At 56.6% G+C, this 24,212-nt stretch carries 22 protein-coding genes and 2 tRNA genes; 7 read left to right on the top strand and 17 right to left on the bottom strand.

Translation table 11 applies throughout. From position 1 onward, the window contains the following. Positions 1 to 11 precede the first annotated feature (11 nt). Entirely contained in the window at positions 12 to 956 is a 945-nt protein-coding gene (locus AC56LH_RS14915) for a choice-of-anchor A family protein (protein WP_499647263.1), read from the top strand. Between the two features lie 25 nt (positions 957 to 981). Here the strand turns inward: AC56LH_RS14915 and AC56LH_RS14910 are convergent, their stop codons facing one another. From AC56LH_RS14910 to AC56LH_RS14855, 12 genes are all read right to left on the bottom strand, one after another. Then, on the bottom strand, positions 982 to 2,202 hold the full coding sequence (locus AC56LH_RS14910) for an MFS transporter (protein WP_499647261.1): 1,221 nt from the start codon (positions 2,200 to 2,202) through the stop codon (positions 982 to 984). A gap of 142 nt (positions 2,203 to 2,344) precedes the next feature. Next, positions 2,345 to 2,953 (bottom strand): IMPACT family protein, encoded by a 609-nt coding sequence (locus AC56LH_RS14905; protein WP_499647259.1) that lies wholly within the window; start codon positions 2,951 to 2,953, stop codon positions 2,345 to 2,347. Positions 2,954 to 3,022: 69 nt separating this feature from the next. Continuing rightward, positions 3,023 to 3,098, bottom strand: a tRNA-Lys gene (locus tag AC56LH_RS14900). Between the two features lie 51 nt (positions 3,099 to 3,149). Next, positions 3,150 to 3,746 carry a hypothetical protein gene (locus AC56LH_RS14895; protein WP_183555846.1) on the bottom strand — a complete coding sequence of 199 codons (597 nt, stop codon included), beginning with the start codon at positions 3,744 to 3,746 and terminating at the stop codon, positions 3,150 to 3,152. Positions 3,747 to 4,110: 364 nt separating this feature from the next. After that, positions 4,111 to 4,356: an Imm74 family immunity protein gene (locus AC56LH_RS14890; protein WP_499647256.1), complete on the bottom strand. Its 246-nt coding sequence runs from the start codon at positions 4,354 to 4,356 to the stop codon at positions 4,111 to 4,113. 1,098 nt (positions 4,357 to 5,454) lie between these two features. Further along, positions 5,455 to 5,796, bottom strand: a complete 342-nt coding sequence (locus tag AC56LH_RS14885; RefSeq protein WP_499647254.1) for a hypothetical protein — start codon at positions 5,794 to 5,796, stop codon at positions 5,455 to 5,457. A 541-nt stretch (positions 5,797 to 6,337) separates the two neighbouring features. Then, positions 6,338 to 6,619, bottom strand: a complete 282-nt coding sequence (locus AC56LH_RS14880; protein WP_499647252.1) for a hypothetical protein — start codon at positions 6,617 to 6,619, stop codon at positions 6,338 to 6,340. A 395-nt stretch (positions 6,620 to 7,014) separates the two neighbouring features. Then, positions 7,015 to 7,227: a hypothetical protein gene (locus AC56LH_RS14875; protein WP_499647250.1), complete on the bottom strand. Its 213-nt coding sequence runs from the start codon at positions 7,225 to 7,227 to the stop codon at positions 7,015 to 7,017. A gap of 94 nt (positions 7,228 to 7,321) precedes the next feature. Continuing rightward, positions 7,322 to 7,600, bottom strand: coding sequence for a PAAR domain-containing protein (locus tag AC56LH_RS14870; protein ID WP_499647248.1), 279 nt, complete (start codon positions 7,598 to 7,600; stop codon positions 7,322 to 7,324). Positions 7,601 to 7,627: 27 nt separating this feature from the next. Continuing rightward, positions 7,628 to 8,656 (bottom strand): tetratricopeptide repeat protein, encoded by a 1,029-nt coding sequence (locus tag AC56LH_RS14865; protein ID WP_499647246.1) that lies wholly within the window; start codon positions 8,654 to 8,656, stop codon positions 7,628 to 7,630. A 2-nt stretch (positions 8,657 to 8,658) separates the two neighbouring features. Then, positions 8,659 to 10,599 carry a phospholipase D-like domain-containing protein gene (locus tag AC56LH_RS14860; RefSeq protein WP_499647244.1) on the bottom strand — a complete coding sequence of 647 codons (1,941 nt, stop codon included), beginning with the start codon at positions 10,597 to 10,599 and terminating at the stop codon, positions 8,659 to 8,661. Positions 10,600 to 10,619: 20 nt separating this feature from the next. Next, a complete protein-coding gene (locus AC56LH_RS14855) occupies positions 10,620 to 13,421 on the bottom strand; it encodes a type VI secretion system Vgr family protein (protein ID WP_499647242.1) in 2,802 nt (933 codons plus the stop codon). A gap of 393 nt (positions 13,422 to 13,814) precedes the next feature. Between AC56LH_RS14855 and AC56LH_RS14850 the strand changes: the two genes are divergently transcribed. After that, a complete protein-coding gene (locus AC56LH_RS14850) occupies positions 13,815 to 14,063 on the top strand; it encodes a tyrosine-type recombinase/integrase (protein WP_499647240.1) in 249 nt (82 codons plus the stop codon). Positions 14,064 to 14,674: 611 nt separating this feature from the next. Continuing rightward, the gene (locus tag AC56LH_RS14845) at positions 14,675 to 14,983 is read left to right on the top strand and encodes a hypothetical protein (RefSeq protein WP_499647238.1); all 309 of its coding nucleotides are present in this window, start codon (positions 14,675 to 14,677) and stop codon (positions 14,981 to 14,983) included. 144 nt (positions 14,984 to 15,127) lie between these two features. On the opposite strand, the gene AC56LH_RS14840 is transcribed toward AC56LH_RS14845, so the two are convergent. The 5 genes from AC56LH_RS14840 to AC56LH_RS14820 form a co-directional block, all read right to left on the bottom strand. Next, entirely contained in the window at positions 15,128 to 15,649 is a 522-nt protein-coding gene (locus AC56LH_RS14840) for a hypothetical protein (protein ID WP_499647236.1), read from the bottom strand. Between the two features lie 820 nt (positions 15,650 to 16,469). Continuing rightward, positions 16,470 to 16,545: transfer RNA gene (locus tag AC56LH_RS14835), tRNA-Lys, on the bottom strand. 72 nt (positions 16,546 to 16,617) lie between these two features. After that, positions 16,618 to 18,414, bottom strand: coding sequence for a type IV pilus assembly ATPase TfpB (gene tfpB, locus AC56LH_RS14830; protein ID WP_499647234.1), 1,797 nt, complete (start codon positions 18,412 to 18,414; stop codon positions 16,618 to 16,620). A 16-nt stretch (positions 18,415 to 18,430) separates the two neighbouring features. Next, entirely contained in the window at positions 18,431 to 19,213 is a 783-nt protein-coding gene (locus AC56LH_RS14825; RefSeq protein WP_499647232.1) for a spermine/spermidine synthase domain-containing protein, read from the bottom strand. A 133-nt stretch (positions 19,214 to 19,346) separates the two neighbouring features. Then, positions 19,347 to 19,892 carry a glycine zipper 2TM domain-containing protein gene (locus AC56LH_RS14820; protein WP_258835428.1) on the bottom strand — a complete coding sequence of 182 codons (546 nt, stop codon included), beginning with the start codon at positions 19,890 to 19,892 and terminating at the stop codon, positions 19,347 to 19,349. Positions 19,893 to 20,166: 274 nt separating this feature from the next. On the opposite strand from AC56LH_RS14820, the gene AC56LH_RS14815 reads away from it, so the two are divergent. From AC56LH_RS14815 to AC56LH_RS14800, 4 genes are read left to right on the top strand one after another with little or no spacing between them, the layout of a single operon-like run. After that, on the top strand, positions 20,167 to 20,694 hold the full coding sequence (locus AC56LH_RS14815) for a barstar family protein (protein WP_499647230.1): 528 nt from the start codon (positions 20,167 to 20,169) through the stop codon (positions 20,692 to 20,694). Between the two features lie 52 nt (positions 20,695 to 20,746). Then, a complete protein-coding gene (gene purN, locus AC56LH_RS14810; protein WP_499647228.1) occupies positions 20,747 to 21,376 on the top strand; it encodes a phosphoribosylglycinamide formyltransferase in 630 nt (209 codons plus the stop codon). A gap of 43 nt (positions 21,377 to 21,419) precedes the next feature. Next, on the top strand, positions 21,420 to 22,745 hold the full coding sequence (locus tag AC56LH_RS14805; protein WP_499647226.1) for an RsmB/NOP family class I SAM-dependent RNA methyltransferase: 1,326 nt from the start codon (positions 21,420 to 21,422) through the stop codon (positions 22,743 to 22,745). A gap of 11 nt (positions 22,746 to 22,756) precedes the next feature. Further along, complete coding sequence (locus AC56LH_RS14800) at positions 22,757 to 24,127, top strand: mechanosensitive ion channel family protein (RefSeq protein ID WP_499647224.1); 1,371 nt, start codon at positions 22,757 to 22,759, stop codon at positions 24,125 to 24,127. The last annotated feature ends 85 nt before the right edge of the window (positions 24,128 to 24,212 follow it).

Raw genomic sequence — 24,212 nt, 5'->3', positions numbered from 1 at the left:
ATGGAACTAACGTGATCAAGCTTGGCGTATTGCTGGCCGCAGCACTGGCGACAACCGGCGCGCACGCCGGTGTGCTCGATATCGGTTCGGTCATGGGTGGTGCCAACGTCTTCACCGCTGGCAATTTCACCGCCAACTCGAGCGACGTCGAAGGCGCCATCGTTTCCGGTGGCAATGTCTCGATCGCCAGTTACGCAGTCAACCAGAACGGCAAAGCCGCGTATGGCGGCTACGCAGTGGCCGCAGGCGGCAATCTATTGCTGGAAAATGGCGCGATCAGCAACGGCAAGACCTATGCCGGAGGCACGACCACGCTCAAGGGTGCCGTGCAGACACCCGGCACCACCGTCAGCCCGGTCGATTTCGCCGCTGCAACACGGCAATTCAAGGACATTGCCGCCGGCCTGAGCCTGGTCGCATCCACTGGCACGGTCACGCGCCAGTACAGCGCCAACCAGGTCACTGGCAGCGGCAAGGGCGGGGTCGATGTGTTCAATGTCAACGCCGACTTTTTCAACGGCGGCGACAACTGGATGCTGAGCGGATTGAGCGCAGGCCAGACGCTGATCTTCAATATCGGCGGCAAGCAGGGTGGGTTCAACGGCGGCAATCTCGGCTTTGAACCACTGAGCGGCTACAACGTCCTGTTCAACTTCTATGAAGCCGAAACGATCAAAGTCAATGGCATCATCGGCAGCGTGCTGGCGCCGTATGCCACCGTCGAAAACGGCTGGGGTGTGATCAATGGCCAGGTGGTTGCCGATACCTGGAACTCGAGCGTCCAGGTGAACTCGAACCACTACTTCAAGCCGGTCGACGTGGCGGGCTTCGAGCTCGTCAAGAAGATGCCGCCGACCGAGGTGTCCGAGCCGGGCACGCTGGCGTTGATGTTGGCCGGCGCGGTTGGTGTCGCCGGTGTTATCGCCTCGCGCAGGCGCCGCCTGCGCCCGGACTGAGCCTGCGGCGGAGCCTGATTCGCCGTTACGCCGGTGGCGCCGTCGCCGGTTGTGCCTCGGCCAGCATGCGCTCGACTGTCCGGGCCAACTCGCGCGCCTTCCAGCGGCGACGCGTCAGCATCAATGCCGTCAGGATCACACCGCACAACGCCATTGCCGCCGCAACCCACTGCGGCGCCGTGTAGGCAAAGCCCAGCGTCAGCGGAATCCCGCCCAGCAAGGCGCCCAGCGCATTCCCGACATTAAAACCCGCCTGGCCCAGCGACGAGCCGAGCATCTCGGCTTCGCGCGAATGCTCGATCAGGAGCACCTGCACCGGCGGACCGATCGCCAGCGCGTTGGCGCCGGTCAGGAATGCCAGCACCACCATCGCGATCTTCGACTCGGCCATCAGACCATTGCACAGCAGCAGTACCACCATCGACACCATCAGGATCAGCAGGGCCGGCAGCGGATGGAACTTGTCGGCCAGATAGCCGCCAAACTGCACGCCGACCGTCATGCCCACGCCGACCGCCGTCATGATGAGCGGCAGCGCACCGGTGCTGAAGCCCGTGACATCGGTCAGCAGCGGCGCGATATAGCTGAACCACGCGAAGAAGCCGCCCGTACCGATCGAGACAATGCCCAGGGCCAGCCACAGATCCAGGTGCCGGAAGATGCGCAGGTCCTGCATCAGGCCCGTGCGTTTGCTCGGCTCGATCGGCGGCACCCACTGATACAGGCTCCACATGGTCAGCAAGCCAATCACGGCGACGATCAGGAACACCATGCGCCAGTCGAACGCATGGCCGATCCAGGTGCCGAGCGGCACGCCCAGCACATTGGCCAGCGTCAGGCCGGTAAACATCATGGCCATCGCCGCCGCCGTCTTGCCCGGCTCAGCCAGGCGGCTGGCGACGACCGCGCCCACGCCAAAGAAGGCGCCATGCGGCAAGCCAGCCAGGAAGCGCGACGCCATCATCGTCTCGAAGTTCGGCGCGAACGCCGACATCGCATTGAATACGGCAAACATCAGCATGAACCAGATCAGCACGGTGCGCGGCGGCCGGCCGGCAACGATCGTGACGAGGGTCGGCGCACCGACCACGACACCGAGCGCGTAGGCGGTGATGAGATAGCCGGCTTGCGGAATCGTGATCTGCAGACCACGGGCGATATCGGGCAGGATGCCCATCATGACGAATTCGGTCATGCCAATGCCGAAGCCGCCAAGGGCGAGGGGAAGTAGGCTTTTCTTGATCACAGGGGAGGTGGTTGTACTGCGGTGGAAAATGATCCCTGCCGACGGAGGAATTTGCGGCTGGGTCTGTCACTATACCGGCTGCACGACTAAACGTCCGCTCACGAGTCGTGATGACAGGTATAGGGTGCCCGAATGGGCCGCCTCAAGCGGGCAGCGATTCGTCGTCGTCCGGCGGCCACACAATGCGGCCATGGCCTACGTCGCCCAACCGCACGCGGATGCCGGCGGCGTCGCTTGCCGGCAGGCTGAACGTGAACTGCACGTCGTCGCCATGCGCTACATCATCGAGCGTGGCGCCGGCCGCATCGAGCTCGCGCCGCAGCATCCCTTCCATCGCATACGGCGCGCTGCAGCGCAGCTGGCGCAGCTTGATGATCGGAATTTTCGGCGCACCGAGCAGCGCCTGCGCGACACTGTCTGTATAGGCCCGCACAAGGCCGCCCGCGCCCAGCTTGACGCCGCCAAAATAACGCACCACCGTGGCCAGCACGCCATCGAGATCCTGGTGGCGCAGCACATCGAACATCGGCCGCCCGGCCGTGCCACTCGGTTCGCCATCATCGACCGCCGCCGACTGGCCGCCGGCCAGCAATGCCCAGCACACATGCGCCGCGCCAGGATGCTGCGCACGCAGCGCCGCCACGACCTGTTGCGCGCCCGCACGGTCCGCCATCGGCTGCACGCACGCAATAAAGCGGCTTTTCTTGATGATCAGTTCGTGGTGGACGGCGCTGGCGAAGGTCTGGGGCATGGGGCGCGCAGTAAAAGGACAACGAAAACGACAACGCCAACCCGAAGGTTGGCGTTGTCGATGAATCTTTGGTAGGCCGTGCGGGATTCGAACCTGCGACCAACGGATTAAAAGTCCGCTGCTCTACCAGCTGAGCTAACGACCCGAAGAAGACGAGATTATAGCGGCACTTGGCAGATTTACCAAGTGCTTCCGCTCATTCTTTCTTTTTGTCTACGTCAGCGTGGTAGTCCTCGCCCTGTTCTTCAGCGTGTTGCTCACCTTCTTCCGAGACATCTTCGCCTTCGATGACCTTGTCTTCAGCCTGCACATCGTGCATGGCGTGCGGCTCGAGTTCTTCGGCGCTGACGTTCATCCGGACGAACATGCCCCAAGTAGCGAGCAGGGCGGCAGCAGCGATACCGATCGACGCAGCGTGTGGCAAGTATTCCGGGCTGCCATGGACGAACTGGAACACCCCGATCAGGCACTCGACCGACAGGGACACGACAACCACGATCAGGAAACGCGACAGGAAGCGACGCACGCGGGTAGGCGAGCTGATGTTGGCTTCGCGCTGGATTTCTTCTTCCAGCACGGTCTGGCCAAGGCCAAGCGCGGCAACGGCGATGGTCAGCATGCCGATGCATTCAAGGATGAGGTCGAAGCGTTCGCGGGCAACGGTATCGGCGGAAGGGCTGAGGGCAGACCAGATTTCGACGCCAGCCAGCACGACAAGACCGATGCCGCAGGCGAAGAACAGGATGACGATGAACACGTAACCGAGTTCGAAGAGTTTTGTTATGGCTTTCACGGGGGAGCGGTGGTTGTAAAGATGCGAGACTTTAGCAGTAAAGGCTGAGTTGGCGATGTTCAGGAGGTGGTGGGTGTGGACGTTGTGCGACAGCGAGAGGCGGAGCTGCTTGGGGAGTAGGTGACACCTGTTTTATTCGCTACTGAGACGCGCGTGGTTGCATACGGTTAATAACTAATTCTAGAGAAGTCTTCATGGCGAAAATCTAGACGAGACGTGTGAAAAAAATACCTAGCCCTGAGTAGCGGTCTGCTATAGAGAGGTTCATGTGTAGTCGAGTCTGTACGGGTAGGCATGAACTTAACCTGTAGAATTTTTCTGATTTAGACTGGCAGTGGACGATTCCGGTCGAGGATGAAACTTACTATTCAATTTCCAGAAACATCTTTCTGCGTGAGAATTCCTCTTTAAGAAATTGAAATAGCTGCTTTTTCTCAATGAGAGTCAAATTTTCTTTGTCGTCTGGTGCATCCCACTTTTCAATGCTGTTCTGATAAAGCACGAAGTCGGGAGATCCGTATCCCCTTAAAAAAGCTTCGCCATATATAGTGATGCTCTTTCCTCCAATCTTCACTCGAAGATGCCCATGTGTGATTTTTACTAGCTCCACGTCGCCTACCTCTTGAAAATCGCTCTCGTTGCCTCAGGCTTGGGATCAATTCAAATAGCCATTTGATGACTTCGCTTGAAAATTGTGAAAATTAATTATAAATATTTTTTAACATTTTAAGTAATAGCTTTGCATAATTTTCTAGGATCCTAAATCCGCTCATAAAATTTAATTTCCAAGCTTAGATCGCCTTGTTTCGCATCATAGAAAAACGTGACGTGCCCCCAGCCACAAGAATCAAGCGAGGCAGAACTTGATGGTTACTTCTGAACTTTACGCCCAAAAAACTTTCGCATTTTTTTACTATTTTTGATTCGAGAATGCTGTAATCGAAAAACTCAATCAAATCGAATAAGAACGTGAAAACAATTGAACAGTCTTCTTCAATATCGATCAAGCCATTCGCAGAATTTCCACAAATATTGAATTTTTGTAAGAATTTATAACGTATCCTGAACTTTTCTCGGTGAATTTTAGTTGAACAAAGATTTTCAATGGCGTTTAGAAAAAATTCTTCCCCAAATATTATAGGTCGGGAGTCTATAAAAATTCCGCAATCTTTCAAATGCAAACTTACGAGAACCATAATTATTTCTGGAATAATATTTACCATATGGCAGCGAGAAACGATTTATTCGGATTAAAAAACATCCACTTAATATTTTTGCATATGCGCTTGGATGTATAGCGCTGATCGCTGTCGATGCCGAATACATGGTACCACGATAATCGAAATGCGGTTCGATTCATTGCACGTGGCATAGTAGCTAATTATTTAAGTCAACGTCGACGTGTTGCGTAGGTGCGAAATTTTAGGGTTGTTGACTAGTTATTCCGCCAAAAGTGTATAAGTAGATAAATATTTTTGATCGTCAACACATTTTTATAGTGACCAGATTTTTAGAATCTGCATCAACTGCGCTGTATCCATCAATGTTTCATCTGCGCAGTAGTTTGCTTCATTCCATTTCGATTCTGTTCTGATATAGCACACCGTAAGCATTATTTCCGCTGGCAATCGAGAGTTCCATCCCAGATGATTGGAGATTTTCCGTCAATGGTATTGAGTCTGTGATTGCATGGCCAAACGTATTCCAACTAATATCTTCGATACTCATTCCAATCAGAAATGTCAACATTGCCATTATTTTCAAAGCTGTCACATCCAATTAATATTGAGTTATTGCAAGGGTCCATTATTTCTGCCATGTATCCGCCCGGCGTCATCGCTAAAAGATTAAAAACTACTCCTTGCTGACGGAGCGATATGCAATATTCTGGGAAATTACTTTCGATATTGAACTGAAACATAGAGTTCTTGGCTATATCGATCGTGATTTCTGAATACTGCAACTGGCCACGGATATTCTCTATGTTGTTCACGAGAAATTCACTACCGTAGATGGTAAAGCTGAGAACATCACCATAGAAGGTCTTCATTTCCTCAATCATCCCTTTGCGCACTGGAATAAATATCACAACTAACTTATCACTTTTTATATTGGGCCTATGCTTCTGGTTAGATACTATATTTTTTCGCGCGCAAGGTGGGTTTGGTTGGCCAGGGAACATTCTCCGCCTCAATTAGTGTGCATATTAATTCTAATCAGTCTGCAATCGCAATTTGTAACACTCGGAGTAAATTTTCGTTCCTAGCTCCGGCCCTTCCAGCATCAACATCAATAGAAACATTTCCGCAGATGCAGTATTCATTGTTCGAAGGGCTTGATCTTAGAATGCTCCAGCAATTTACGCATTGATAGAACGTCCGGTCCGAAACTGGTAACGCCGTTCCGGCGAAGTAATTCATGTCTATGATTGTCAAATTTCTCTTTGTCATAGTAGCATCTTACCCAGAAATTTACTGCACTATGCTTTAGGCTTTTCTATCATGCTTGTTGAACGCTTCTTCTTGAGGGACTAAATTATTCTACAGTCTGGGCTCATCATCAGGATATTCTCCCTAAGAATTTGCAAATTTTTATTTATTCGATAAGACTGCCTCAATTTGCATAATCTCATAATCTATAAGTCCATCGCAAACAGGCTCCAACCCGTATTCAAAATCCAGTTTTGCATAGATTTCCCCACCACTTAGTTTGATTTTACCGATCTCTGCTTCTGGCATCGCAATCCATTCGACATTGGATTTTAATTTTGATGCAAGTTCTTTCATTAGTGATCTAAAATCATTTAAATTAATATTTTCATTAACCAGAAATTGCGATATTCCTGGGTTTTTAGTGGTTTTTATATATTTCATATGTTCGTCTCAATGACAGCCAAATTTTCTGGATCGATGCCAAGACTTGGTCGCAGTCCGCATCCAACGGCATGGTTGGACTGTTCAATTTCCATATCAGCGAGCTAGCACAACAAAGCAGATTCGCCAGAATAGATGACCTTTAACAGACTCTGCTTAGCTACCGCAAAATTTATAACCACCATATTTCACGGTGCGCCCTGGCACGAGAACGCCAATTCACTTACTCAAAGACTTGCAACACTCCAAGCCCGAATTATTCGTAAGAGCGTTTTTGAAGAGGAGATACTTGATAACTAGCAATGCTTGCCTAGTACATATTGTGTCTGACCACGCTGCGTTTACAGCATGGCACCTATCTAATCCCTTGCTCTTTAATAATTTTTTATTCCTCTTTAGATATAAAGTAGGTTACCGAACCGGGAACACGATTCGCGGTACCAAGCCCTTCTTTTTCCTGGTGAGAGTTTTCCCATTAACATCACACTGAAAATTTCATTTGAGCCATTTTTGTTTTCTTCAGTTTTTTCAGATATGGTGATGGTAAATTCACGCACGTCTTTCCCACTTTTTAAAAAATGGTCATAGGCAATTTTTAATGCTCTCATCGCGTTCCCATCTATAAAAATAACAGAAGGAGAAGGTTAGTTTCAAAAGTGGGAGGATGACATCGACTGCAATCTGGCAGTAAGGTCTTAGTCCTCAGACAACAGTCGCGGGCAAACTGTCGATCAATTTGCACCCGCATTGTGTTGTGCAACCCTCAACGGCAACAGGCACGCCGTTAACGGTGAAAGAATTATAGGCGCTAGTAATCTTGTTCACCCCATGTGGTTTTCCTCCAGGATAGGACTGGGGGCAGTTGACCTGATCGCCGAGTCGTGCGATCGCGCGGCCGCGGATATCGTGCGTGGGCGAACCATTGATGACAGTACCACCATGGTCTGTCTTGTCGCCGACTGTGATGATCTTTAAGGGCATGACCAACTCCTATGAATTTCGAGCAATTCAATAAGTCGGAGGAGCGCCTATCTCCGGCTCGATTGCGTCCTGCACCCCGTTCCACGGCGGCAGCTCGGCGGGCGGTAGCGGTAGAACCTTGTCCAGCAGCTTCAGCCTGAGATCAGGATTGAGTTCTAATGCATTTTTGATTGCTTTGTACCTAGTTTTACGTTCAGGATCAGGTTTAAGTTCCAACTCGCGTAGTTTGATTAGGTTTTCTGCAGTGAATTGGCTCCAATTCTCGGTCCAAAAGAACAGCATCAGCGACGCGGCCGACTCCTTGTTGCCGAATCTTGTTCCGTCCTGGTAATACTTGAGCGCCTCGTCAAATCGGCCTTTTACCTCTGCGGTGAGGCCCAACGAATTGGCAGCTGGCCCGTGCTCTTGCTTATACGCGCACATCCGCAGATAGAGCGCATCGTCGTGCCGCTTAGCGTCTTCGTATGCTTCAGCAAGCGCCATCTGCGCATCCGGACTGCCGAGTTCGGTTGCCCTGCGGTAATAGGCCCACGAGATCGCGTCATCCATCGCCGCGCCGCCGTAGCCGTACTGGTGCGCCACCCCAAGATCGTAGTAGCCCCATGCCTGCCCGGCTGCAACCGCATGACGGATGATCTGCACGCCTTTTTCCGGTTCGGGATCGAGTACCTTGTTCGTGTCCAAGTGGCCCAATCCACGAAGATAGAAATGCGCCAGCAACGCCCTTGCGCCCCAGTCGCCTTTTTCGACCGCCAGCCTGACATCGGCGAGGATGTTTTGCAGTTCCTGGCGCGTGAACTCGAATTCCTTTTTGCTGCGCCAGAAGTTCCTCGCCTTGATGTAGATGCGATACGCCTCGGGATCACGTTGGCGCGGCATGTGATCCTTCCAGCGGCCGCAGGTTGGCACGGGATCGGTGATCTTGAACTCATAGAGACCGGGTGGCATGGTATGCATGGCAACGTACTCCAGGTGTGCGCGGTATTTCAAAATGCTGAAAGCCAGCGCGCCGGCGAGCGCGGCAAGGGACAGCCAACGGACGTATGCCTTGTTCATCGCTAGATCAGGGGAGCTCCGGGCTTCCGGTTAACGTGGAATGCGACAATCTGGCTAAGAAGCGGTTCGTTACTTTTCATTGCTTCTGCATTTGCTGCCATGCGTTTCTGCCATTTATCGAACGTATCTTCCATGTCCCCGAACTGAGTCGGACCAGGATCACCCGAGCATTGAAGAAAGAGATCGCAGCGCAGCTTGTACGAAACGTCCTTCGCTTGGCTCAGAATGTTGAGCTCGCTGTCAATTGCCATGCTGCGCAAATTCAGGTTGGCTGAGCCGACCGTGAAAGCCGCGTCGTCCACAATCGCCACTTTTGCATGGATGTAGATCTCTTCGTATTCCTCTGGCTTCGGTTTCGGCTGAGCGCAAGTCCACAGCGATCCCATGACGACGTTAATCCCGTCGATCGCCAGCTCTTCGGGCGTGAGCGGCATCTTTCCTTTACCCTTTTTCGCCTGGGCCATGGCCTGCTTATGCTCGATCTTCATGGTCGTGCTTTGCCCGAGCTGTTGCGCCACATCGTAGGTTGCGATGTCCATCCCGTCGCGTTCCGGAGTGGATGTCAGGATAAAGACGTAGATCGGTTTCTTGAAGCCGCCCTTGCGCAGATTCTGGACGCATATTTTTAGATGCTCAGCCCACGTGCCGTACTGGATGTACTGGTTCTGGATAAAAATGTAGTGGTGCGTCTGGCGGGTCAGGTTGGCGTAGCACTCCTTGATCGTCTTCTCGCCGTGCATCGGCTGCGTCCGCAACAGTTGCGTACTGTGCTCGCCGCCGCGAAGGATAAAAGCATCCGGCTGGACGGCTTTGCGACGTTTGGCAAAGTCGTGATCCGGATCGCTGTGCACTAGTTTCTGAATGGACCGGCTGATCTTATGCAAGTTTCTGCTCAAATATTTGGTGACCAACCAATACTTTTCGATGAAGTAGGAGCTCGGCGGCGTCGACTCATCCCATGCCTGGCAGAAGTTATGGTTCAGGTCGTAGAGGACTGGCCCGCGTACTCTCGCCGACACGTCCTGGTAAGGTTTGGCAACGTAAGCGTTACGCTTCAACGCTGCTTCTAACGCCCGCTGCTTTGTTTCAAGTTCCGCCTCGGAAGGCCTATACACGGTGCCCAGATAGGCGCCAGCGCCATGATCGAGAGTCGGGCCTGCGTTGAAGGACATTGGGTCGTCACGGTAGAAGGTCTCGCGACGCGGATCGCGGTAGATGTGCGCGGCGGTGTCCCAGAAATCCGTGATGGAATTGTGCCCCATCACGTAACCCACCGCTCTTGCTGGCTGCTCGTAATCGACCAGCAGCATTTTCTGGTGGTGAGTGGGAAACCGTGCCGTGCCCTGCGCGGCAGTACTTGAAGGCACATCCTCGCCTGCGAGCGCCCGTGGGAATAACTCGGGGAGTATCGTCCGGACATGAAAGCAGATATTCGGGACTTCGCCTGCACAGATTTTTTCAAACCACTCGGCATTGTATTTTTGATGGCCCTCCCTGTAGAACCCGGTTTCACTCGAACAGCCGATTGCGGGGAAGCGGGTGCCATAGTAACCGGGGATATTTTTCATTAAGGTCTGGCTTACCTGGTCGTCGTACCACACCAGCAGCCGCACCTTTACCGGGTCTTTTTTCCGCGTAGCGATCTCCATTAGAGGATCGCCGTAACACTGCCCGTCCTTCGCCTCAAACCCTCGCTTGAGGACCATTCCGGGGTCGAAGCCCCATGTGATGATGTCGACGCTGTGGGTAGCGGCTTTGAGGTCATCGGCGATCCGCGAGAACACCTCCTCTCCACAGATAAGCGGTTCAATGCTGCCCCGATGACGCGGAAAATACACCGGTTTCGGGGTCTGCACCCACCATGGTAGCGTCAGACACTGGTACGGCCCTGCCGTCTTGCTGTACGACAGCGTTTGCTCGTACAACTTGGCGTTTTCGTTCATTCGACCCATGTTGGCCTCACTTAAGATGGTGATTGGGGCGTATCTGCAGTCGGATCGGCAAGCAAACGGTCCTCCTCAAGGGAGGCGTGATGCTCGCTCAGGGATCCGCCGTTATTCGTGTATCCGTGAAAGCCCATCCCAGCACTCATCTCGTGCTTCTCGCTGTGGCTGCCGGCGTCGACATTGAATCGCTGGCCATTCGCGAGCTCAAGCTGGTATTTCGACTCCGATTCGAGCTCGTGCTTGAAGGTGACATTGCCCTGCTGGTCAAGTTGCCCTTGGTCGATCACTGCGCCGTCTTTGTACAGCTTGTACGGCAAGGCGACGCCTATTTTTCCGGCTGCTGCCGAGTGCGTACCCACGTGCAGCACGCCATGCCCCTTTCCAACAACGTCGGCAACCGGCGGCATTGTCATGGCCATGTTGACGCTTTTCGCGGGTGGCAAGCTGTGCTTGGCGGCGTGCGCAACGAACGTGCCACTCGTACCCATTTCGATCGATCCGGCGGCGAATTTGGCATAGCTCCCGCCGCCGTTAATTACCACTTCTTCCTTGGCGCTGATCGTGATCCGGTTGGCTGTGTGAGAAATTTCGAGCTTCGCCAAAAGCTTGATGTTGTCCGACAGTGCCTGCAGGTCGATGTCGCCGGCCGCAGCCACCATTTTCATTCCCGCCTTATGAACGAACAGGCGAAAGGTCTGACGAATGCTCGCAAAAAGGCTGGCGCCGGCGACCATTGAAACGTCTTTTCCGCTGGTGATGGCCGTGTGACGTTCGCTGGCAATATGCGTGTCGCGGCCACTCGTGGTGGCGATGCCGACTGGACTGGCGAGGACAAGATGGGGAGCTGCCAACTCGGGGAAGCCACTTGCGCCCCCGGCTCCACCACGTACCGCATCGGTCTGTGTTTGAAGGTGAGCAGCTACGTCGGCCTGGCTGTTGCCTGCATCGTGAGCACTATTCTTTTGCGCGGTCTCCGCCAGCAGCTGATGCTGTTCGGTGGCGAGCGCGATGCGGCGCGAGGTTTCGCCCATGTCCTTGATCGGGCCGCGTGCAGTTTGCCGCGCTTCGGTCGTGATCAACAGTCCCTTCGCGGCGCGTGCCACGCCGTGCCCGTCGGTGCGCAGTTCCCAGCCTTCGCCACGCGCGTCCTTGCGGCCTGTGGTGTCCTCGATGCGTGTGATATGGCCGAGCGACAGTTGGCTGCACAGATGATCGCTCTTCAGCTGCGCCTGGATCATTTCCTTCGTGTCGTCAAGGACGAGGTGATTGCCGCGTGCGCCGCCGCCGAGTTCTCGCGAGCGTAAGCCAGCCAGCGCAGACTGTTCGGGTAGCTTCCATGGCGGCATATGTTTGCCGTTGAAGACGGCGCCGAGGATGAGCGGATGGTCGATGTTCCCATTCAGGTAGACGACGGTCACTTCCTCACCAACGCGCGGCAAACGGATCTGCCCGAACTCGTCGCCGGCCGCCGGCGTCATCACCCGGATCCACGGCGAGCTGTTTTCGTCGTACTTGTCCAGCCGGTTCCAGTGGAACTGCAGCTTGACTCGCCCGTAGTCGTCCGTATGGATGTCAGCGCCGGCCGGGCCAACCACGATCGCCGTATGCAGCCCCATGTAGGTACCGGGCTCGCTGTTGTAGTTGCGGCCAGGGCGCCAGCGGATATCCTTGCGAATGCAAGTCAGCCAATTTTCGTAATGCGACGGTGCGCCTGGCCCGGCCTGGTAGTTATTCGCCGCCTCATGGTCGACAGACAGGATGAGGTAAAAGCGGTCATCGATGCTGCGGCGCGGTTCCGGATCGTATTCGGGCGACCGTGGTTCGGCACTGAAGTGCCCGCCGAGCTTGAAGGTACGCCCTGGCAGTACGCTCCTTTCATTGCCTTTTGCCTCGAAGTACTGCGTATCCTTGTCCGCCTCCTCCATGCGCCGCGTTGCCAGCTGCTCGCCATCGTCGCGTATGCGAAAGCCGTAAGAACCTGTGTCTTCGTAGACTTCGTAGGGAAAGATATCGCCTTGCCGGTTGGCTGAAATGCCTTTGGCGCGCTGCGCGCCGGGGCTCTTGTAATCGAACGTTGCCAGCGTTGTCTGGCCCGAGCCGAGGCGTCGCACGGCGGTCCACTCGTGAATGCCGTCGTCTTCGAGCGAACCACTCTTCTTGTGGAACGGGATCACGTACGCTTCCTCATCGATCCGCTCGGACAGGAAGCTGTTGCCAGAGATCATGAGCCGGTGGCGGCCAAATTCGTGCTCGTACCAGTAATGCAAGCCAAGCGCTTCCCAGCGCCGGTGCAGGTGGTTGTAATCGGTCTCGTTATGCTGGTTGGCGACGGTCAGTTTTGACTCGTCGATTGGGTACATATGCCAATCGGCCTGGCGGTAGTGCTTCAGCGTTTCTTCGGTGATCTCCCGTACGCTTTTACCGTGAAACGACACGTTATCCTTGCGCAGCCGCGCGAATGCAAGCCACGGTTCGAGCACCATCTGGTAGAAGGCGAATCCGCCATCGGTGCGCAGGAAGCGAAACTCGGTGATATGGCCGTTGAAGTAGCGCAGCGAGCCGTCTTCGCGCACCAAGGAGATCACCACCATCCGGCCCATCAGCATTTTCAGGGGGATGCGTGCCTCGTCCGACAAGACCTCAACGATGAAGCGGAACCCCCGAGAGACTTCTTCCCGGGCGACGAGCTTGTTCGGCAGCAGGATGGCAGGCGGCCCATCCTCGAACGGGAAATCCAGTCGCATCAGGCGCTTGTGTTGCGAGTTTTCGCTGAACGCCGACAGTGCGGCACCGGCCGCAATTACCTGGCTTAAGCCCATTGACTGCCTCCGGTAGCCGCTCGGCAGGGCCGTAGCGCAAGTGAAAAAATATCCAACGGCTACGTTACTCCGATGTCGCCAAGCTGCAATTGACCAGAATCAATACGTTTCTCTGCGCCATGTCTAAGGTTTTCCTCACGGTAGTTCTCTCGGATCGATTAAAAAGGCGGGCTTGGCAATGACGAAAAACCTGAGACGGCAAGAGCAAACGACTGCCAGGATCGCTGTCGCAAGGGCACCTACCCGACAGCCGCTCCGTTCGGAAGACGACCCGATCGACCTCGCGCCAGCGGTGGGTTGCAGCTACATGACGTCGCTTTACGGCCGGCCTTTTCCAGTTCAGTTTCGCAGCCAGGGCGCGTCTTCACGTATGAAGGCAAACCGCTCAGGTACGTGAACACGAAGGCCTGGCGAAATGCCCTCAAGCGCGCAGGAATTGCCGAATTCCGTTGGCACGACCTGCGGCACACCTGGGCTAGCTGGCTGATCCAAAACGGCACGCCCTTGTACGACCTGCAGGAGATGGGCGGCTGGACGTCGGCGGCCATGATGCGGCGATACGCGCACTTGGCGCCGGCACACATGTCGCGTGACGCGGCCGTAGTGGACGGACTGTTGCATGTCTCAAGTACGGCACAATAGGTAGAAGAGTGGACTGATACGGATACAAAAAAGGCGTCACGATTTCTCGTAACGCCTTCATTGCAACAACAAATTCTTGGCAGGCCGTGCGGGATTCGAACCTGCGACCAACGGATTAAAAGTGCCTGAACCGGACGCTATTGTACCGGCTTCGTTGGGCGATCGTAAATCGTCCCGCCCGGTATGTCCTTTACCTGTCAGAGCTATCGCTGATCGGCAACGTCTCCTGCGAATTGCCCAAACCTTGACGGTGATGGACAATCCCGGAAGTTATTGGACGTGGTCCCAACCAGAGAGCGACCAGACGGCATTTTCCTTTGCGCAGCGCGCGAGTCAGACTGTGCTTGATGAAGAGTGCCCACATTTGCACACCTGCACACCGGTTCACCATGAAGTAAGGTCTTCAATAGTAAAACTGATTGAGATGCTATCTTTGCGCTATCAAGCAAATGGATAACGTAACCGATTGCGGGGAAGAATTCGGCCGAGAACACATCGACAGTGGCGGAACTCGTATGTGGAAAAACAAAAGCGTAGGCGATTCCCAGATTTTCAATTGTATGCCGCCAGACGCTTGGCAGCCCTCGCGCCTTGCCAAGGAACGTTCAACCATGATCGCCCTGCTGGAACAAGGGGGACCAACGGATGAGCACGGCTGGCTTAACCTAGCATGGCGCCTGCCCGCCGGACTGCGCAGCGCTCTGATCAAGGAGCTCGCGGCTGGCAACTGGATTGTCTCGATCTCGGATACTGGGTGGCCCCATCCGGGCAGCGTCGTCGTTACCATGGGTGGGCGATTCCACGCGAATCGTCGGGCGCCGCCGCAGGGAGTGTCATGGCGTGCAGTGAATGTCCCTCACTACTGGCGCGAAGAACTAAGCGAAAACATCGGCGACACCGAATTCTTACTGATCACGTAAGCGTGGCATGGCAGGCGCCGCGCTGGCTGACGCCTCTGGCCTTGCTTCTCCACGCAGATCGTGGCGACGAGCCACTTATACCTGCACACCTGCCAGTCGGGACGAGTCGGCTTCATTAGTAAAAACCATAGTCCAGTTCCGGCGTTATCCAAGCCACGCATTCAGAAGTATGGCAGCGAGCACGGTTCCTACAATCATCACCATAACCCACCTCGTATCAACCATCCATGCGTTGTCCTTATCACGATAATCTTTCAATTCGGGTATCAGTTCTTCCAACTGCTTCTTAAACTGTGCTGATTCTGCCTTAGACTGCTTGGCCTGTGTTTCGAAAGCGTTCAATCTCTTCTTTGTGGCATCGAGAAGGAAATTTGACTTTTTGACAGCCTGGTCTTTCTCAAGTAGTGCGTCGGACAGGGTCGCAACGTTCGCTTCCAACTCAAAGCGCTTCCGTTCAGACTGGGCAAGCTCGGATGTTCTCTGTTTCAGCTCTCTTTCCAGATACCCGAGCGAGCATGGGTCGCTGAGCACTGTGCCGGCAAGGAACCCGTTTTCGCCTTCAAGCCAAGTCTTGATCCGCGCGATATAGGCGGCTTCGCGTTCATCGGTTGTTTCCTCTTCCGTGTACTCATAGGCTAGCTTCTCATGGATCGGGATCTCGAGCATGGGTATTCGCAGGTCTCTAACGTGCTCATGCTTTCTGGGACCGACCAAATGCGTATTGAGCACCTCGACGTGAACGTTGCCGCCCCATTTGAACGCTAGATCTGTATTCGACTCAAACCACAGGCTTATGTCGCTGTAGTAGTTTGTTTCTGAATGCTTGATTGCCGTTTCGATTCGCTAAGGGTAACGAAGATTCGATGGTTACCGAATTTACCCAGGCTTAGGCGTGTTTGCGCGGTAGCAGCAATGGCTTCTTTGAATAGCCGGTGGGTGAGAGACTCACCTGGTCCGCCAGTGTTTTCGTCTGACGAGTCGTTGTAGCGGAAGTGGGGCATCGAACTGCGGTTCACGTGGTGCATGCACTTGCGATGGCCTTTGCTGGGTGCTCCAATAGGTCTTTCCGTCTGAGCCTCCACCATGAAGTAGGATGCGAGTCTTTGCGACCGATCTCGCCGAGACTCGTTTCCAGCCGAATTCTTCTAGATAAGCCCAAGGCTTTCGCATCGTTTCCGCGCTATCGAATTTGCCAATGTGATTAACGCCTACCTCCCTGTGCAGCCATGTCAGGGGCTCCTCACGTTCGTGCAAGACTTCTTGGATGCGTTCCTAGTGGTGCTTATGGCGCTGAGGAATAGTAAATTGCATGAGGATCTCTACGCAAGCTAATGCGCCTCATTTCGCTGGGATCAGGCTTGATCGTGGTGGCGGGGCAGCTTACCGTTTGGGAGGGACGTGCGAAGGACTGATTTCTCTGCGACCAGAGAGCGACCAGAAACAAAAAAGCCCACAAACGTGAATTCGTGGGCTTCTCGATAATTCTTGGTAGGCCGTGCGGGATTCGAACCTGCGACCAACGGATTAAAAGTCCGCTGCTCTACCAGCTGAGCTAACGACCCAAGGAGGCAGCATTATAGCGGGCGATCCGGCATCGCGCTAGGCCTCCCGCATAAATTTCTGCGAAGAATCACTCAAGACAACGCCGACGTCACCTTCAGCACCTCGTCCGCCGTGGTCACGCCTTCGACCACTTTCATCGCGCCAGCAATGCGCAGCGGCTTCATGCCATCGAGAACACTCTGCTGACGCAGCGCCACCAGATCCCCAGCACCCCGCATCAGCTTGCCAAACCCCTCGCTCACGCTCAACAGCTCATAAATCCCGGTCCGCCCCCGATACCCGGTCTGGCGGCACTCCGGACAACCGATGGGCCGATACACTAGCGCAGGCTTCGGAATCTTCCACGCACCGCCAACGCTGTCCCACACATCGTCGCTCAACTCGCCACCGGGCGTCTTGCAGGCAGGGCAGAGCGTGCGTACCAGGCGCTGGGCCATCACGCCGATCAGTGTTGCTTCGAGCAAGTAATCCGGCACGCCCAGTTCGATCAGGCGCATCACTGCCGATGGCGCGTCGTTCGTGTGCAGTGTCGAGAACACCAGGTGTCCGGTCAATGCCGCCTGGATTGCCATCTCGGCCGTTGGCAGGTCGCGGATCTCGCCGACCATGATGATGTCCGGGTCCTGGCGCATCAACGAGCGCACGCCATCGGCAAACGACAAATCGATCCCCGGTTGCACCTGCATCTGGTTGAAGGCCGGTTCGACCATCTCGATCGGGTCTTCCACCGTGCAGACGTTGACTTCGCTCGTCGCCAGCGCTTTCAGTGTCGTGTACAGCGTTGTCGTCTTGCCCGAGCCGGTCGGGCCGGTCACGAGGATGATGCCGTGCGGGCGCTTCGTCAGGCGATCCCAGCGCAGGGCGTCGTCAGCCGGAAAGCCCAGCTCGGGCAATGTCTTGACGACGACTTCAGGGTCGAAAATACGCATCACGAGCTTTTCCCCGAACGCGGTGGGCATCGTCGACAGGCGCAATTCGACTTCCTGGCCGCCGGCGGTGCGGGTTTTGATGCGGCCATCTTGCGGGCGGCGCTTTTCGATCACGTCCATTCGCCCCAGCAATTTGATCCGCGCCGTCATCGCAATCATGACCACGGCCGGTACCTGGTAGACCTGGTGCAGCACGCCGTCGATGCGAAACCGTACGACAGCAAGTTCACGCTTCGGTTCCAAATGAATATCCGAAGCCCGCTGTTCGAAGGCGTAACCCCACAGCCAATCGACGATATTGACGATGTGCTGGTCGTTGGCATCGAACTGCTTGTTCGCCTTGCCCATTTCGACCAGTTGCTCGAAGTTGTTGCGCATCGCGACGTCTTGTCCGCTGCTGCGGTTGGCGTCGCGGATCGATTTGGCCAGCGCGAAGAACTGCGAGATGTACTGCGCGATGTCGAGCGGGTTGGCCAGCACCAGTTCGATGCGGCGCCGCGCGACTTTGGCGATCTCGGCTTCCCATTCGGTCAGCGATGGATCCGCCGTGGCCACCACCAGCGTCGTCGCCGTCATTTCCACTGGCAGGATATTGAAGCGCGCCGCGTAGCCGGCCGACATCACGTCGGCCACTTTCGTGAAATCGATCTTGAGCGGATCGATGCGGATGAAGGGCAGGCCCACCTTGGCGGCGCACCATTCGGTCAGCACGTCCAGCGTGAGCAGGCGCTTGGGCGGCAGTTCCGAAACCAGCTTGCATTGCGCCACCGCCGTAAGCGGGTGCATCGCACCGGGTGCATTCTTGAGAATGCCCTGGGCCTGGGCGAATTGGGCCTTGACGTTGTCGTTCGTGACGATCCCGTCGGCCAGCAGCCACGAAAAAATCGATTGCAGGTCGAGCTTGCGCAGACTGGCGGGTTTTTGCGGGATGGCGTTCACGGTGGCCCTTGGCAAATCAATCGGTGGTGAACAATCCCTTGACCCAGGACGCGGCGGGCAGCTTGGTCTGGAGTTTGATCTCCGCCGCGCGCGCGGTCAGTGCGGCCTGGTCGAGCGTGGGGCGGGTCTTGAAGCAGAGCGCGACCACATTACCATCGTGCACCTCGGGCAGGCACAGCACGTGGCCGAAGGCGAACTTCATGGCCTTGAGGTTCTTGGCAAAGCTCGGGTGGTCGCCGAACAGGTTGACGGTCATGATGCCGTCGTCGGTCAGGCAATTGGCGCAGGCCACGTAGAACTCGGGCGTGTCGAGCACCGGGCCGCGCGCGGTGGCGTCGTAGAGGTCGCATTGGAACACGTCGAACGCGTTGTGATGCTCCGGGTCCTCGACGAAGTCCAGCGCATCCATCTCGAGCACGGTCAGGCGCTCGTTAAGGCCCGGCAGCTTGAACATCGAGTTGCAGATGGCGATCACCGACGGGTTCAGTTCGATGGCGGTGACGGTCGCCTCGGGGAAGTAGCGGTAGCAGAACTTGGTCATCGTGGCCGCGCCCAGGCCGAGCTGGACAATGGCACGTGGCGACTCGATGAACAGCATCCAGGCCATCATCTGCTGCGCGTACTCGAGTTCCGGCCAGTCGGGCTTGCGGATGCGCATGGCGCCCTGGACCCATTCGGTGCCGAAATGCAGATAGCGCACGCCTTCCTGTTCGGACAATGTGACAGGCGCATATTTTGGCTTGCGGGAAGGGCGGCGCGACGATTCGGCCTGTTCGATGGATTTACGTTTGATGAGCATAAGACTGCCTGATGGAATCGTCCTATTATCGGCGGTTGCGTTCCCGCAGCGCAAGCTCTGACCACGATCGGCACCCTGCATACGACAACGCGGCCACCGGGGCCGCGTTGCAGTTACTGAATGATGCCGAAGCTTAACGCTGGTACTGGCTGTAGGCCTGGCCGTCGTCGTAGCTGTCCAGTGGCTGGACCGACACGCGCAGGCGCACGCGGTTGCCCGGGTCGTTGCGCATCAGCGACGTGTAATTCTGGCCGCGGTATTCATAGGTCACGTTGTAGCCGGCAGTGCGCGATTCGACCGCTTCCACGGTGCGGCATTGCTGCACCGCTTGCTCTTGCACGCTGCTACCCTGGCGGCCATTGTTCTGGACACGGTCGCCCACCATGGCGCCGGCGATGGCGCCGGCGGCCGACGCTGCAACTTTACCGTTGCCGCCGCCGATCTGACTGCCGAGCAGGGCACCGGCGATACCGCCGACAATCGTGCCGCCGGCATTGCGTTCTTGCTGCACCGGCACTTGCACATATTCGGTACGGCACTCCTGGCGCGGGGTGCGGACTTGTTCGAGGCGTGGCTCGACGCGCACCACCCGGCCGAAATCTTCAAAGTCGGCAGCCTGCGCCAGCGGCAGGGTGGCCACACCCAGAGCTGCGATAATCAGTTTGGCTTGGAATTTCATGATGGTCCTCGTTCAGTGGTGCGACGTTGATTGAGACAATAAATACAGAATGCGTTCAAGTCTCGATAGTACGCCGATCGCGAAAAAGCATCGAGTCTCCGTGGCAACAAAATGTAACAGCCGATTGCGAGGCCGTTGAAGCACGCCAGAATGAATCAGCCCGATCTGCCTTGTTTTTGAGGGAGTCGGGCCGGTACCGATTCTTACAAATGACTATTCGCAATGCACATTTGGGTTGCTTCCAATACCACAAAACGTTACCCTTACACAAATCATGGACTTATTGGCGTATAGCAACGACAGCGAGGTAAGCGGCAGCAACGCCCCATGGCGTCGCGACGGGTTGCGCCATGGCGCGTTATTGACAGGTCAACTTGAGGAAAAAATGAGTTTGTTGATGAGAGTGGCGCCGAATATTGTGCAAGCGATCCGCGCGTTTAACGTTGGCGATCTGCAACAGGAGGCCGGGCAACTCGGACATCATTTTCTGTACGCACACTGCGCCAACACGCTCACCAAACAACAAGTCTGCGCCCGCATCGGCGAACAATTCTACTTCCCAAAACCGTGCAGCAAGAATTTCGATGCGCTGCGTAAATGCCTGACCGAAACTGTCCACGACGCGGGCCCGCAACCGGGCTTCATCGTGGTGCTGGAGCAGCTGCCAAGCGCCCAGAAGTTCGACAAGGAAGCGCGCGAAAACCTGCTCGATGTGTTTCGCGATGCGGCCGAATTCTGGGCCGAAAAGAAGGTCCCGTTCCGCGTGTTCTACTCGTTCGCGACGGTGCCGCCGGCCGCCTGAACCAGGACCAACGGCAGCATTTGGTGCCCGTCGTTACGGTACAATGCCGCCTATGAAAAATATCGTGATCCTGATTTCGGGCCGCGGAAGCAATATGGAAGCGGTCGTGCGAGCGCTTGATGCCGAAGGTTGGCCAGCCCGTATCGCCGCCGTCATCAGCAATAAACCCGACGCCGGCGGCCTGGCATTTGCGCAGGCGCGCGGCATTCCCACTGCGGTGGTGCCGAGCAAGACGTTCGCCACCCGCGCCGAATTCGATGCCAAGCTGCAGGAAACCATTGACGTGTTCGCGCCGGATCTGGTCGTGCTGGCCGGTTTCATGCGCATCCTGACGGCGCCATTCGTCGAGCATTATGCAGGCCGGATGCTCAATATTCACCCGTCACTGCTGCCGCTGTTCCCGGGGCTGCACACGCACCAGCAGGCGCTCGACGCCGGGTGTGTCGAACATGGCGCGACGGTTCACTTTGTCACGGCCGAACTCGATCACGGCCCGGCGGTGTTGCAGGCACGCATTCCCGTGCTGCCGGGCGACACCGAAGCCACGCTCGCTACCCGCCTGCTGGTCGAAGAACACAAGATCTATCCGCGCGCGGTGCGCCTGTTCGTCGAAGACCGTCTGGTCGTCGAGGACGGTGCGGTGCGCATTGTCGAGCCCAGCTTTGACACCCTCAGTATTTAGAACGCATTGTTTTAAGTAAGCAGTTTACAACCCAAGGATTTACATGAGATTGCCTCCAGCGATCGTCGCCAAGACTGAAGAAGTCCTGCGCGAGATTCTCCGTTTTACCTCCCCAGCTGACGTCACCCTGTCGCGTTTCTTCAAGGACAATCCGCGTTTTGGCGGCCGTGAGCGTGGCGTGATTGCCGAAGCCGTCTATTCGGTGCTGCGTAACAAGTCGTTCTTCACCGATTTCGCCGGCCATGGCAGCACGCCATCGATGCGTCGCCTGGCGCTGCTGGGCCTGGCCGAAACGGCTGGCATCGATTCGATCGGTGGCCTGACCGAAGACGAAACCCACTTCCTGACCCGTATCAAGGAAGTCGACCGCACGTTGCTGCCAGGTCCGGTGCAAGCCAACCTGCCGCAATGGCTGTACGACAAGCTGGTCGCCCAGTTCGGCGAAGCCGAAGCCCTGGAACTGGCCGCTGTGCTCAACACGCCGGCGCCGCTCGACCTGCGCGTCAACTCGATCAAGGCCGAGCGCGACGCCGTCATCGCCACGCTGCTGGAAGCGCCGATCGTCGCCGAGCCAATGCCGTACGCGCCGCTCGGCCTGCGCGTCAAGCAAAAGCCTGCGCTGCAGAATCTGCCGCTGTTCAAGGAAGGCGCGATTGAAGTGCAGGACGAGGGCAGCCAGGTGCTGTCGCAGATCGTCGGCGCGCGCCGCGGCGAGATGGTGGTCGACTTCTGCGCTGGTGCCGGCGGCAAGACGCTGGCACTGGGCGCGCTGATGCGCAATACCGGTCGCCTGTACGCGTTCGACGTGTCCGAAAAGCGTCTGGCCAAACTCAAGCCACGCATGGCGCGCAGCGGTTTGTCGAACGTGCATCCAGTGCTGATCGCGCACGAGCGCGATGCCAAGGTCAAGCGTCTGGCCGGCAAGATCGACCGCGTGCTGGTCGATGCCCCATGCTCGGGCCTGGGCACCTTGCGCCGCAATCCGGACGTCAAGTGGCGCCAGCAACTGGGCGCCATCGCCGAGATGCAGGAAAAGCAAGCCGCGATCCTGGACGGTGCTGCGCGCCTGGTCAAGAACGGTGGCCGCCTCGTGTACGCCACCTGCAGCCTGCTGGATGAAGAAAACGACGTGATCGTCGAAGGCTTCCTGGCAACGCACCCGGATTTCGATCTGGTGCCGATGAGCCAAGTGCTGGCCGAGCAAAAGATTCCGCTCGAAATGGACAAGTACCTCAAGCTCTTGCCACACAAGCACCAGACCGATGGCTTCTTCGCCGCCGTGCTGCAACGTAAGGCGCTGGTCAAGGCGGCCCCAGTCAAGGCAGATGCCGATCTTGACGCCGATATGACCGCAACCGACGAAGAATAAGGAACTCTGCGATGCCCTTGTCCGACCTCTGGAATGTCATGATTGTCGACATCCGCAACCCGGCTCTGTTGTGGCAGGCGCTTGCTCTTGTCTTCTGCGTGGCGGCGGGCTGGGGGTTGGCAGGGTTGATCGGGCGCTCGCTGCTCAAGAACCGGGATGAACAGGGCCGCTTGATGCGTGTCGGGCTGGGCGGCGTTGCCCGTGTGCTCGGGCCGCTGTTGACTGTGGCGCTGCTGTCGCTGAGCAAGGTCATCCTGGAACACTTCCAGACCGTGAACCTGCTGCGCGTGGCGCTGCCGCTGTTCGTGTCGCTGGCGGTGATCCGCACCTTCTTCTACCTGCTGCGCCGCGCTTTTGCGCGCCGTGGCCAGGTGGGCGAGGCGCTGCAGACGTTCGAACGCGTGTTTGCCTTCACGGCCTGGATCATCGTGGCGCTGCACCTGACGGGCATCCTGCCGGACGTGCTGCGCGCGCTCGAGACGACCATGTTGCCGGTCGGGGCCAAGAAAACCTCGCTGCTCGACCTGTTGCAGGGCGTCGTGTCGATTGTCGTGCTGATGATCGTGGCGCTGTGGGCCGGCGCGGCGCTCGAAGAACGGCTGATGCATGTCGAGCGCATGCACTCGTCGCTGCGTGTTGCGTTGGCGCGTGTGGGCCGTGCTGCGCTGATCCTCGTTGCCGTATTGTTCAGTCTTTCGCTGGCGGGGCTCGACCTGACCGTGTTGTCGGTGTTCGGCGGCGCGCTTGGTGTGGGTCTGGGTCTGGGCATGCAGCGTATTGCCAGTAATTATGTGTCCGGTTTCATCATCCTGTTCGAGCGCAGCCTGGCGATTGGCGATCCGATCACGCTCGACAAGTATTCCGGCAAAGTCTCGCGCATCAATACGCGCTACACGGTGTTGCGTAGCGCCGACGGTACACAGACCCTGTTGCCGAACGAAATGCTGATCACGGGCGTGGTGCTGAACCAGTCGGTGACAAACAAGAACGTGCGCGCCGTCACCAAGCTGGTCGTGTCGTACGACAGCGATCTAGCGGTTGTGATGCCGTTGCTGGAAGAGCAACCCAAAGGCGTTGCCCGCGTGCTCGAAACGCCGGCGCCGAACGTGCTGCTGACAGCGTTTGTCGCCGATGGCTACGAGCTGGAGGTCGGGTTCTTCCTGGGTGACCCGGAAAACGGGCAGGGCGGGCCGATCTCGGAAGTCAATCGCAAGATTTACGCGCTGGTGCATACGGGCGCGATCAAGCTCGGTCACCCGTCGATGGACACGCGCCTGCTCGACGCGCACATCACGTCGATGATGGCGCGCACCCCGGAGGGTGCGTCAGACGCTACCGAAGGTGGCGTAAAACAGACTGGCGCGGATTTAGGCAAAAATTGAAGACGTGCTGCTGCCGTGCGGCAGTAGAAACACGTAAAATGCAAGGGTTATGCATGTGCGATCTTCCTGATCGACGTCATACAAG

Source organism: Telluria sp. LT1R51-2, assembly GCF_059685775.1.
The sequence above is the reverse complement of the archived record's forward strand: the minus strand, read 5'-3'. Positions and strand labels throughout refer to the sequence as shown.

What these genes read in the sequence shown, in the direction of transcription:
- AC56LH_RS14805 (WP_499647226.1), top strand. Translation starts at nt 21,420, where the DNA reads ATGAGATTGCCTCCAGCGATCGTCGCCAAGACTGAAGAAGTCCTGCGC.
- AC56LH_RS14855 (WP_499647242.1), bottom strand. Translation starts at nt 13,421, where the DNA reads ATGGGCTTAAGCCAGGTAATTGCGGCCGGTGCCGCACTGTCGGCGTTC.
- AC56LH_RS14800 (WP_499647224.1), top strand. Translation starts at nt 22,757, where the DNA reads ATGCCCTTGTCCGACCTCTGGAATGTCATGATTGTCGACATCCGCAAC.
- AC56LH_RS14825 (WP_499647232.1), bottom strand. Translation starts at nt 19,213, where the DNA reads ATGCTCATCAAACGTAAATCCATCGAACAGGCCGAATCGTCGCGCCGC.
- AC56LH_RS14885 (WP_499647254.1), bottom strand. Translation starts at nt 5,796, where the DNA reads ATGAAGACCTTCTATGGTGATGTTCTCAGCTTTACCATCTACGGTAGT.
- AC56LH_RS14815 (WP_499647230.1), top strand. Translation starts at nt 20,167, where the DNA reads ATGGACTTATTGGCGTATAGCAACGACAGCGAGGTAAGCGGCAGCAAC.
- purN (WP_499647228.1), top strand. Translation starts at nt 20,747, where the DNA reads ATGAAAAATATCGTGATCCTGATTTCGGGCCGCGGAAGCAATATGGAA.
- AC56LH_RS14880 (WP_499647252.1), bottom strand. Translation starts at nt 6,619, where the DNA reads ATGAAATATATAAAAACCACTAAAAACCCAGGAATATCGCAATTTCTG.
- AC56LH_RS14875 (WP_499647250.1), bottom strand. Translation starts at nt 7,227, where the DNA reads ATGAGAGCATTAAAAATTGCCTATGACCATTTTTTAAAAAGTGGGAAA.
- AC56LH_RS14820 (WP_258835428.1), bottom strand. Translation starts at nt 19,892, where the DNA reads ATGAAATTCCAAGCCAAACTGATTATCGCAGCTCTGGGTGTGGCCACC.
- AC56LH_RS14870 (WP_499647248.1), bottom strand. Translation starts at nt 7,600, where the DNA reads ATGCCCTTAAAGATCATCACAGTCGGCGACAAGACAGACCATGGTGGT.
- AC56LH_RS14905 (WP_499647259.1), bottom strand. Translation starts at nt 2,953, where the DNA reads ATGCCCCAGACCTTCGCCAGCGCCGTCCACCACGAACTGATCATCAAG.
- AC56LH_RS14860 (WP_499647244.1), bottom strand. Translation starts at nt 10,599, where the DNA reads ATGAACGAAAACGCCAAGTTGTACGAGCAAACGCTGTCGTACAGCAAG.
- AC56LH_RS14845 (WP_499647238.1), top strand. Translation starts at nt 14,675, where the DNA reads ATGATCGCCCTGCTGGAACAAGGGGGACCAACGGATGAGCACGGCTGG.
- AC56LH_RS14840 (WP_499647236.1), bottom strand. Translation starts at nt 15,649, where the DNA reads ATGCTCGAGATCCCGATCCATGAGAAGCTAGCCTATGAGTACACGGAA.
- AC56LH_RS14865 (WP_499647246.1), bottom strand. Translation starts at nt 8,656, where the DNA reads ATGAACAAGGCATACGTCCGTTGGCTGTCCCTTGCCGCGCTCGCCGGC.